The organism is Pedobacter sp. ASV28 (assembly GCF_016428855.1).
Taxonomy (GTDB): domain Bacteria; phylum Bacteroidota; class Bacteroidia; order Sphingobacteriales; family Sphingobacteriaceae; genus Pedobacter.
On sequence record NZ_JAELTN010000004.1, the window covers coordinates 106247 to 118696 of the forward strand.

At 36.3% G+C, this 12450-nt stretch carries 5 protein-coding genes; all 5 read right to left on the bottom strand.

What is annotated here, in order from left to right:
* Window positions 1-65 precede the first annotated feature (65 nt).
* Window positions 66-2459 (bottom strand): ABC transporter permease, encoded by a 2394-nt coding sequence (locus JHD79_RS02625; protein ID WP_199117537.1) that lies wholly within the window; start codon window positions 2457-2459, stop codon window positions 66-68.
* 141 nt (window positions 2460-2600) lie between these two features.
* Window positions 2601-4967, bottom strand: a complete 2367-nt coding sequence (locus tag JHD79_RS02630) for an ABC transporter permease (RefSeq protein WP_199117538.1) — start codon at window positions 4965-4967, stop codon at window positions 2601-2603.
* A gap of 109 nt (window positions 4968-5076) precedes the next feature.
* On the bottom strand, window positions 5077-7467 hold the full coding sequence (locus JHD79_RS02635) for an ABC transporter permease (protein ID WP_199117539.1): 2391 nt from the start codon (window positions 7465-7467) through the stop codon (window positions 5077-5079).
* 72 nt (window positions 7468-7539) lie between these two features.
* Entirely contained in the window at window positions 7540-9921 is a 2382-nt protein-coding gene (locus JHD79_RS02640) for an ABC transporter permease (RefSeq protein ID WP_199117540.1), read from the bottom strand.
* A gap of 101 nt (window positions 9922-10022) precedes the next feature.
* Complete coding sequence (locus JHD79_RS02645) at window positions 10023-12398, bottom strand: ABC transporter permease (RefSeq protein ID WP_199117541.1); 2376 nt, start codon at window positions 12396-12398, stop codon at window positions 10023-10025.
* Window positions 12399-12450 lie beyond the last annotated feature (52 nt).

Here is a 12450-nt window from a genome sequence, read left to right on the forward strand (position 1 = left end):
TTATATATTACAGGTTGCGGGTCATGATCTATGGCTTAAAACTTAGATCATGACCTACAACCATCCTATTCGTATTTTAAAGCATCAATGGTATTGGCGTTTGCAGCTTTATAGGATCTTAAGGTTACCGTAAGCAGTGTGATGAGCATAGAAATGAACATCGCTATTGCGAATGGCCAGGCACTTAAGCTTATTCTATACTCAAAATTTGACAACCACTTAGAAATAAAAACATAGGCAATGGGCCAAGCTATCATATTAGCTATCAACACCAACCATAAAAATGTGCTATTTAACATCTTGATCAGTTCTAGGTGAGATGCCCCCAATACTTTGCGAATGGCAATCTCCTTTGTTCTTTGGGTAGCTACAAAAGAAATCAAACCGAACAGACCGATAAAAGAGATGAAAATGACCACTCCGGAAAATACCTTGAACAGCACGCCCATTACCTGCTCGGTATGATAATAATTTTTAAGTTGATCATCTATAAATCTAGAACGATAAATGTCATTCGGGAAAGTATGATTGAATATCTTCTCAACGGCTTTCATGGTAGCCACCATTCCCTTGGCTTCCAGTTTAATGGCCAATCTACGGTAGTTGTTCTTACTTGAAAAAATAACGATCGGTGAAATGGCTTCACGTAGTGTTGTATTGTTAAAATCTTTTACCACCCCCAGTATGGGGTTTTTATGTCCGTTTAACCTAATTATTTTTCCCAATGCTTCGTTAGGATGAACAACATTTAATTTTTTTAGCAGGGTTTCATTTACCAAAAAGCCTTTTAAGGTATCGCTTTTAGGTAATGGCGTACCCGCAATCAATTTCAGGCCGAAAGTTTTAAAATATTCATCATCGGCGAACTTCAAATTCACTTGGAAATCGGCATCTTTTGAGCTGTTATAGGCAAAATTCATTTCCCTGCTACTTAATGATGATGGCGCTTCGTTACAAAAACTAACACGTTCTACTCCTGTCTCACCCAGAATAGCTTCCTTAAAACTATTGTATTTCAATTGGCTGAGACTATCGGTAGGTAAACTGACCATGGCAATGGACTCTGTATTAAATCCTAAAGATTTATTGCGGATATAACTCATCTGCTGAATGACCACCAAGGTGCTCACTATTAATATCGCCGTAATGGCAAATTGTACCACCACTAATGTTTTACGCAGACCAACACCACCAGCCCCCGCAGCACTTACCTTGTTTTTAATGGCCAATACCGGGCTAAAACCTGACATGACCATTGCAGGATACAAACCTGCCAAAAAACTAACCAGCACTAACATAGCCAGTAAAAAGACAAAAATAATGGGATGGCCAAAAAGGCTGAAAGTGCTATTTTCATTAAGCAAACTTTCCATTGCCGGAATGGCCAACTCTGTTAGCACACAAGCTAATAATAAGGCAAGTAAGGTAATCATTGAGGTTTCGCTCAAAAATTGCCAAATCAATTGAGTACGTTTACTGCCCATGACCTTACGTACTCCTACTTCTTTAGACCTGCTGATTGCCTGTGCCGTAGCGAGGTTAACAAAGTTGATACAAGCTGTGAACAATAAGAATAAACCAATAACACCTAGGCCGATCAGTTGTTTATAAGGCGTTGTACTCCCTTCAAAATTACCATAGTCTGCATTATGGTGAATATCACTAAGCGGCTGAAAAGAGTGCTCTTCTTTGCCTGGACCTTTATCCACATAATATTTTTTGATAAAGCTTTCCAAAGGTGCATTTAGCTGATCTACGGTTACTCCTTTTTTAAGTAACACATAACATTCTGAACCTGAAGAAACAGCCCCCCAACTTTTACTATTCCTATCGTTATAACTGGCATAGCTGAACACAACTTTCAGTGGAAAGCTACTATTTTTGGGATTATCCCTAAAAATGCCAGCGACCTTAAAATCTGTTTTATTGTCAAAGTTTATACTGTTGCCCAAGGCTTTACGCCAATCACCAAAATAGGTATTGGCAGTTTTTTCGGAAAGCACTACCGTATTTGGCTCACTTAAAGCTGAATTTGGTTTTCCAAACAACCATTGGTAATCGAAGATCTCAAAAAAAGAGGGCTCTGCATAGTAAACATCTTCAGATACCTTAATTTCCGCAGCACCTGCTCGAGGATGTACTTTTATAATACCCTCACTTTGTTGTATAGCGGCTACTTTTTCTAATTGGGAGAAATCATTTCGCATTGCAGGAGCCAATGGCCTAGGAACACCCTGTGAAAAGAAATCACTTGCGCCTACATATTTCCACGAAGATACTACCCTATAAATCCTATTGCCATTTGTATAATCTTTATCATAGCTTAACTGATACCTGATAAAAATAAAGATCAAGATACAACTTGCCAGACCGATTGACAGTCCCAATATATTAATTGCAGTATATCCTTTATATTTCCAAAGATTTCTTAGGGCAATTTTTAAGTTTAATTTGAACATAATCGGGTTATGGGTTATTTATTACGGATTTTGGCATGATGTATATTAAATCAAGTTATTTTATTTCTCAACAATGCCATACCCTAACATTTTATTTATGGGCCAGGGACTAATTAGCAACTCACTACTTGTAACTTTGTATTATTCATATTTCAAAGCGTCTACCGGGTTAGCTTTTGCCACTTTTATAGATTGTAAACTGACGGTTAATACAGCTACCAGAACAGATAAGCCAATGGCAATAAGGAATGGCAAAAAGGAGATCGATATTTTATATTCATAACCAGATAGCCATTTATTAACAATGATATAAGCTAATGGAAAGGCTATGACATTTGATATGGCCACCAATTTGATGAAGTCCTTATTCAGTAAGGTGAGAATGTTTGCCGTACTGGCCCCTAAAACCTTACGGATACTGATTTCTTTTTTGCGCTGTTCTGCCATAAACAAGGCCAAACCCAATAAGCCTAATGAAGAAATAAATATGGCAAAACCGCCAAACCAATTGGAAAGTGTACCCAATAGTTTTTCATCCTGGAACTTTTCTTCGAAAGAATCGCTTACAAAGCGCCTATCTACTGGATAATCTGGATTAATCTCCTTGACAATCTGATCAATCTGACTTAGGGAATTACTAAGGTTATTCGTTTCGTTTAGACGGATCATTACTACGCCCCCGCTATTGTTATAAGATGAATAAAACACCATTGGTGCTACTTTCTGGTAAGGCGATTCTGATACAAAATCTTTCATTACGCCAATAATGACAGCTCTTCTTCCTCCAAAATCGATTATCGTACCAAGTGGATTTTTAAGTCCCATTGCCTTAATGGCAGCCTCATTGAATATTACCTTATCCGAATCGCTAGGAAACTTAATGGAAAACTCTCTTCCTGCAACCATTTCCGAGCCAATCGTTTCCACGAAATCATAACCTATTCCCCGCTGATTAAATAATATTTTGTCATCGGTTCTCTTGCCCAGCCAACTTACATCAGAAGTATTATTACCTCCTTCATCGATGTTCATACTCAGTAAGGAAACATTTTTGGCTGCGCCCGATTTTAGCAATCGTTCCTTAAGTAATTCTAATTTTTTCTGACTTTTTAAATTTCCCTGGACAACCATCTGTATCAGGTTTCCCTTGTTATAGCCGATAGGCTTATTTTTAATGTAGTTTAACTGCTGATAAATCACCGCCGTACAAACAATAAGGCAAGCGGCAAAAACAAACTGAAAAACAACCAATATTTTTCTAATGGAAAAAGAGGAACCAGATTTAATGCTGAAACCTTTAAGTACTTTTATAGGCTCAAAAGAAGAAAGATAAAATGCAGGATAACTACCTGCAATGAGCCCCGTAAACAACACCAGCCCCAACAATATGGTCCAGTACCTCCAATCCTGGTATTGAATGACCAGATTAATATCTAACAAGTTATTAAAATATGGTAGGCTAATTTCCACCAAGATAAATGCAACAATTGTTCCTATAAAGGTTAACAAAGTACTTTCTAATATAAATTGGCCAATCAACGATTTTCTGTTTGATCCTATTGCCTTGCGAACACCAACTTCTTTGGCCCTTTTTTCAGAACGAGCAGTAGAGAGGTTCATAAAATTAACGCAGGCAATTAAAAGAATACAAATGGCCAACAATAAAAATATTTTTAGCTGTCCTATCTTTCCCCCTACCAATTTCCCATTCTCAAACTCATTATATAAATGCCACTTTGACAAAGGGTGCAAAAACAATTCATTGGTTAAATTTTTTTGGTTTCGCTGATAAAGCCCCTTAAGTGAATCATTGAGCTGGTCCAATGAACCGTTATGTAACTGTACCAAGGTTAAACAGAAATTACTTCCCCAACCTTGTTCTTGTATCCATTTTTCTCTTTTTTCATATAATTTCCAAGGCATGATATAGCTAAATTTTATACTGCTATTTTCGGGTAAATCATCTATAACGGCTTCAACGGTCAAGGCCTCACTATGGTCTAATTTTACAGTTTTGCCAATGGGATTTTCATCATGAAACAAATTCTTGGCCAAGGTTTTGGTTAAGATAACCGTATTTATATTTTGAAGTAACCCATTGGAATTACCCTTTAAGAATTTGTAATCTAATATTTTCAAGAAAGAAGGATCTGCAAAAATTGCCCTATCTTTAAGTTTCTGTTCGTTATGACTTATCATTTGTTCGAAAGGATAAGATAACCTAGCGGCGTTGGCCACGTTAGCATATTTATCTTTAAGTTCGGGCGCCAATAAACCAGGCGTCCAAGCCCAACTAAATGTTTTGCCATTTGCCTTCATATTGGTGTAGGCCACATAAGTAGTATTATAGTTTTTAAACTGTTTATCGTAACCAAACTCATATGCTACGTATAAAAGCAAAATCATACAACTTGCTATTCCTATAGCTAAACCGCCTATATTTATTAAAGAAAATCCTTTATTCTTCCATAAATTGCGAAAGGCTATTTTTAAGTTTAATTTGAACATCTTATTCGTATTTTTTAGTATCAAGTATTTAGTTTAGTATAAGGTACCAAGATTGTTTGTCAATGCTTTTATTTCTTGTTCCTTTAATCTTGGTGGTTAGGTTTTTAGTTTATTCATATTTCAAAGCCTCTATGGTATTAGCAACCGCTGCCCTATAAGAGCGAATACTAATGGTTAGCAGGGTAACAATCATGGTAATGCTCATTGCCCAAACGAAAGGCCAGATGCTAAGCTCCATCCGATAGGCAAACGTACTTAACCAACTTTTCACAAATAGGTAGGCCACGGGCCATGCTACTAAATTTGCCATAAGGACCATCAACAGAAAAGAGTTGTTCAGCATGCCAACCAATTGAAACGTGCTTGCCCCTAATACTTTCCTAATGGCCATTTCTTTTGTACGTTGTGTAGCCACAAAAGACATCAGGCCAAATAAACCAATAAAAGAAATGAAAATAATTACCCCCGCAAATACTTTAAATAGGGCACCCATTATCTTCTCGCTCTCGTAATAATCATTTATTTTTTCATTTACAAAGCTTACACTGTAAACATGGTCTGGAAATAAGTTGTTCCATAGGGTTTCGACCTGCTTAGTGGTAGACATGAGTGGTTTACCATCCATTTTGATGGCTGCGCTCCAATAATTTTTCTTGCCAGCAGAAATGGCCAAACCCGAGATACTTTCTTTTAAGGATCTGTCGTTAAAATCTTTGACCACCCCCACAATGGGCAAGGTATTTCCATCGGCAGTAATCATTTTTCCAAGGGCATCTTGCGGATCATCGATATACATCTTTTTCAAGAAGCTTTCGTTGACTACATACCCATTGGCCGTATCGCTTTTTGCAAAGATTTTTCCGGCAATAATCTTGAGGTCAAAAAGCTTAAAATAGTCTTCATCTACTCTACTTGTCCTTACTTCAAAATCTTTGTTTTTGATTCCATTATAACTAAAATCTGTAGAATTTATATTTTGCGAGAGTGGAGGATCCTGACAATAGCTCAGCATTTTAACACCTGGTATTTTCAGTACCCTTTCCTTAAAATTTTCAAATTTTGTCCTACTTAAGCTATCATTTGGAATATCTACCATTGCCACTTCCTTAGCATTAAAGCCTAACGATTTTTGCTTTACATATTTCATTTGTTCAAAAACCACTATCGTACTAATAATCAAAACAATAGAAATAGAAAATTGTACTATCACCAAGATTTTTCTTAAGCTGAGGCCTGAACCATTTAACTTCACCTTATTTTTGATGGCTAGCGCCGGATTAAATCCAGACATTACAATGGCAGGGTAAAATCCGGCCAGGAAACCTACAAACAACACCAATAAAACCATGAATACAAAGATGATCGGATGCTGAAACAGGCTGAATGAAATACGTCCATCAAATAGATTTTCCATCTGTGGAATGGCCAGTTCGGCCCATACACAGGCCATTAGCATGGCAATTAGCGTAATGATAAGGGTTTCACTCAAGAACTGTACAACAAGATGTCTTCGTTCACTACCCATTACTTTCCTTATACCCACCTCTTTAGCTCTATTAATTGCTTGTGCAGTACTAAGATTTACGAAATTGATACAAGCGGTGAGTAGGAGAAACAAAGCAATAACGATCAAACCAAAAATTTCGGTTTTAGTAATGCTGGAATCCGAAAAATTGTCATAACGTTCACTAAAATGGATATCCCTTAATGCTTCAAGCTGATTATTTTGATTACCAGCAATGTTATGATCAGTATAATATTTTTTATTAAACTGTGCCAACGAGGCCTGTAAATCACCAGCTCTTAAACCATCTTTAAGCATTACATAACATTCGGTGCTTGAATTTACACAGTCCCAACAGTCATCATTTCTACTTGGAAAGGTTTGGTAGCTGACCACCACTTTTAAAGGGAAAGTAGAATTCTGCGGTCTATCCTTAAATATACCTACAACCCTTAATGCTGTTTTGGTACCTAGTGTAATACGCTTGTCCATGGCATTTTTTGAACTACCGAAATATTTTTGTGCCATTGTCTCTGATAATGCTACCGTGTTCGGTTCACCAAGTGCAGATACAGGTTTACCAAAAAACCAATTGATATCAAAAATTTCGAAAAAATCGGGTTCGGCATAAAATATTGTCTCGCGACTTTTAATCCTATCCTTACCCTTTTCATCTTTAACATGTAGAGTTCCGCCACGGCGTATGATGGCGGCACTTTTCTCTATCCCAACAATTTCTTCTTTTGCCACTTTAAAAAGCGGAATAGGCACACCTGCAGAATAGTCATCAAAGGAATTATATTTCCAATTGGTTACAAACCTGTAGATCCGGTTTTCATTTTTTATGCCTTCATCAAAACTTAGTTGATACCGAACAAACAAAAAGATAAGGATACAGCTTGCCATACCTATAGATAAGCCAAACACATTGATCAGTGTATAACCTTTGTTCTTCCAAAGGTTCCGTAACGCTATTTTTAGGTTTAGTCTGAACATTTTTTAAGCTTTATGTGGTAAGTTATTAAGTTATAGGTGTCAAAAATTAAATCCTATGACTTGTTATCCCATTTATTCATATTTCAGCGCATCAATTGCATTAGCTTTAGCTACCTTAAACGTTTGTAAGCTTACGGTAAGCACAGCAATACATAACGAAGCTACTATAGCCAGTAAAAATGGCAGATAATTAATATCTGTTTTATAATCATATTTCTGCAACCAGTTGTTAACCAAGATATATGCTATAGGCATAGCGATGATATTTGAAATGACAACCAGCTTTAAAAAATCTTTATTTAAGAGCACTAGAATATCGCCCAAATTCGCACCTAAAACTTTTCTTATGCTGATTTCCTTACTACGTTGTTCTGCCATATACAGCGCCAAACCTAATAAGCCTAAACAGGAAATGAAAATAGCAAAGCCACCAAAAATATTCGATAATACGCTTAGCAGCCTTTCGCTTTGTAATTTTTCTTCCATCCCATTATTAACAAAAGTGATTTGTGCAGGATAAGCAGGATTTAATTGTTGACTGATGTTTTTTATATTCCCAATACTTGTACTTAAAGATTGATTGGCATTTAACCTCATTAATAAAACATTGCTCTTCTTAACATTGTAATAGTAAATGGTTGGCTCAACTTTTTTTCCGATATCCTCATTAAAATAATCTTTAATTACGCCCACTACTTTTAAGGGCGGATTATCTGCCCAGGTAATAATGGTACCAACAGGATTTTTTAAGTTCATGTGCTTTACAGCCGTTTCATTTAACATAACTGAAGTACTGGTATCAGCCGTAAACTTTGGAGAAAAGTCTCTGCCTGCAACAATTTTGGCACCTATTGTATTGCTAAAATCGAAACCAGTACTTCTGTAACTAATGATTGAATTATCGCCAGCTGGTTTACCTGGCCAACTGATATCACCAGTAATTGAACCTCCATTTGTAAATTGTTGCGCAAACTCCGATGCAGAAATAATCGCCCCGCTATTTTTGAGCTGGGTTTTAAATAACTCTAGTTTAGATGGATTTCTCAATTCCCCTTCTAAATCCAACTGCACCATATTATTCTGCTCAAAACCAAGTGGTTTATTTTTCAGGAACTGAATCTGGTCATAAACAACAATTGCCGAAATAATCATGCAAATAGATAAAGTGAACTGCAAAACCACTAGCAATCTTCTAAATGATAAGGTTCCGGTATTTCCCTTAAATCCTTTTAAAACCTTAACCGGAATAAATGATGATAAATAGAAAGCGGGGTAACTACCGGCTAAAAATCCAGTTATTAACGCTACACCAACTAATACAGTCCAAAATAAAACAGAAGCATAATTTATTTGAATATGGATAGCCAATAAATTATTAAAATAAGGGAGAGAAATTTCTAGCAAGGCAAAAGCAATCATCATGGCCAAAAATGAAAGCAATATAGATTCTAACATAAACTGCCCCATTAATGAGCCTCTTGCGGAACCTAATGCTTTTCTAACGCCAACTTCCCTGGCTCTTTTTTCTGAACGAGCAGTAGATAAGTTCATGTAATTGATGCAGGCAATAAACAAAACACAGATGGCCAGAAAAGCAAATAACTTTACTTCGTCTATTTTACCCCCAGCTACTTTTCCATTTTCAAATTGATTATAAAGATGATTTTTCTTAAATGGAAACAAAAAGGGCTGATATAAATAAGTTTTAAGCTCTGGCTCTTTATTTACAATAAAGTTCTTCAATAAGTCATTAATGGACGCTAATGAAACATTATCTCTTAATTCGAATAGTGTTCCACAAGTTATACTACCCCACCCATTCTTTTTATCATTTGGATTTATCTGATCAAAAAATGCCCAGGGATGCAAAACATCAAACTGTATGCTTTGGTTCTTAGGCATATCTTCAATTACAGCACTTATTTTTAAATCTTTTAGATTGTCCCACTTTACACTTTGTCCGATGGGGTCTACATTCCCAAACAATTTCTTTGCTGTTGATGAGGTAATAATAATTGAATTAGGATCATTTAACGCTGTATTGGCATTACCCATTAAAAAATTATAACTTAAGATTTTGATAAAAGAAGGGTCTACATACTCTGCTTTGAGTTTAAATTTGTTTTGATCACGACTAAATAAACGGTTGCCATTAGTATGTGCCATCCTTGCGGCATTTTTAATGCCTGGTATTTCCTCTAATGCTGCAGCTGCAAGTTTATTAGGTACCGCACCAGTACTAGCGATATTGCCGTTAAACTTCATATTTAATTTAGCCAAATAGATATGATCTAAATTTTTATACTGTTTATCGTAACTCCATTCGTAGTTTACATAAAGCATTAACATTAGACAACAAGCTAAACCAATAGCCAAGCCACCAATATTTATCAGAGAAAATCCTTTATTCTTCCAAAGGTTTCGTAGGGCTATTTTTAGATTGAGTTTAAACATTTTTTGAGTATTTAGTAATTATTATAAAGTAGTTATACCTTAGTTATCGCTGTCTTTATGCATTGCTCTTTTATCTGTGTTCTTTAGACTTTTAGCTTAAATTATTCATATTTCAGCGCATCAACCGGATTGGCCTTGGCCGATTTATAGGCCTGAAAACTAATGGTAATTAAGGCCATTGCCAATGTAGCAATGGTAGCTAATGGTATGATCCACCATGAAATTTCTGTACGGAACTCAAAATTCGCCAACCATTTATTCATAGCATAATAGCTTATCGGCACAGCTATCAATACTGCCACAAGTATCATCTTAACAAATGAAAGTGACAACAACTTCATAAGGTTACCTATCGAAGCACCCAACACCTTTCGTACGCCAAACTCTTTGGTACGTTGAGCCGCACTGTATGAAACCAGGCCAAACAACCCCAGACAGGAAACAAAAATGGCCAAAGCACCAAACAGGTTGGATAAAATCCCTAATGTTTTCTCCTTATTATACTTCTCTGCATATAGGTTATTTAGGAAATTGAGTTCTACCGGATAGGCAGGATTGAGTTCTTTGGTAATTTTTGCAATTGTAGCTATATTCTGTTGTATGCTGTTATTTTGATTTAAACGCATGGTAATGGTACCGGTTTGTTGCTTATTATAGAAAACCACCATTGGATTATTTGACTTATATGGAGAATCCCATACATAATCATCAAATACCCCTATAATCATGCACTTACTCCCAAACATGGTGAGGCTCTTGCCCAATGGCTGGGAATAGCCCATTACTTTCGCAGCTGATGTACTGATCAAAACGCCATTAGTGGTATCTGATGCATACTGCATAGAGAAATCCCTACCTTCTTTCAACTTAATGCCATTGGTTTTAATAAAATCGAAAGTAGTAGCCACCTTATTGAACATGACCTTATTTTCCTGTTCGGTCATCCCTTCCCATTTAATGTCCATGAAATTGGATCCATGGTGTGATAAACTCACAGATGATTGAAACATGGAAGTGACCGCACCTGATTTTAGAAGATTGCTCCTCAATAAATCATATTTAGTTTTAAGCGCACCTTCTTGAGGCATTTCTACCAGTGCATTGATATCAAAGCCAACCGGTTTATTTTTAACATATTGTATCTGACGATAGATGACCAAAGTTGAAATGATCAAAATAATGGCAAAACAAAATTGTCCGACCACCAATATCTGTCTTACATTAATGTTCAGGAATTTATTGGTATGGATAGATCTTTTAAGTGTTTGAACAGGATGGAAACTAGACAGATAAAATGCAGGATAACTACCAGCAATCAACCCTGTAACCAATACAATGGCCAATATACCCAAAAAGCTAGCCCCATCGAAATAGGAAAGGTCTAGTTTGATATTGAGCATATGGTTAAACGTTGGCAAACATATTTCCAAAATAACAATGGCCACTATAACCGCTAAAACAGTTAACACCATAGACTCTGCCAAAAATTGCACAATCAATGAGCTTCTATTGGCCCCCATTGTTTTCTTAATACCTACTTCTTTAGCCCTTTTTTCTGCCTTGGCCGTAGCCATGTTCATAAAATTGATACAGGCTATCAACAGAATACCAAAGGCCAAACCTGTAAACAACCAAATCTGCTCAATATCTCCCCCTACGCTCTTACCCTCTTCAAATTTTCCGTATAAATGTAATTTGCTCAACGGGTAAATGAAATAAGGATTTCCGGCATCTTTTACACTTCTATTAACTACATCCCTAATTTTTTTATTTACCAGATCTACATTTGCATGAGGTGCCAACAGTATCATAGTAAGGTAGCTAAAGTCGTTCCAGCTTAAATTTTTGACACTCGGATTTATGCTTTCAAAATAAGACCAGGGCATTAAAAAGCCAAATCTATTGGAACTATTATCTGGCATATCCTTAATGACCGCACTAACCATTAAATCTGATTTATCTTGAAAACGAACAGTTTGGTTCAGTATATCGGTACGGCCAAATAAGAGCATTGCTGTACTTTCGGTGAGCACTACAGAATTGACATTAGCCAATGCTGTCTTAGGGTCACCAACAATAAATTTATAGTCGTATATCTTAAAAATGGAGGGTTCCGCAAACTTAGAATCGATTTTAAAACTCTTCTCTCCATTGGCAATCAGCTTCTTTTTACCATAGTCTATTCTACTGATGGCTTCTATTTCTGGTATTTCGCCTTGTATAGTTGGTGCCAGTGCAGGTACAGTTCCATCGAACGTCATCGAAATCTTGCCTCCTTCTACCTCAATATTAGTCATTACCTTATATACCCTATCGGCCTGTTTCGACTGTCGGTCAAACTTAAGTTCATAAGTAATATAAAGCAGTAACATTAAACAAGCTGCCAAACCAATGGCCAAACCTATAACATTTATAAAAGAAGAAGTTTTATTCTTCCATAGGTTTCGCAAAGCGATTTTTAAGTTTAATTTGAACATTTTTTAAGGATCAAGTATTATTATCAAGCATTTAATATCAGGTATCAAGACC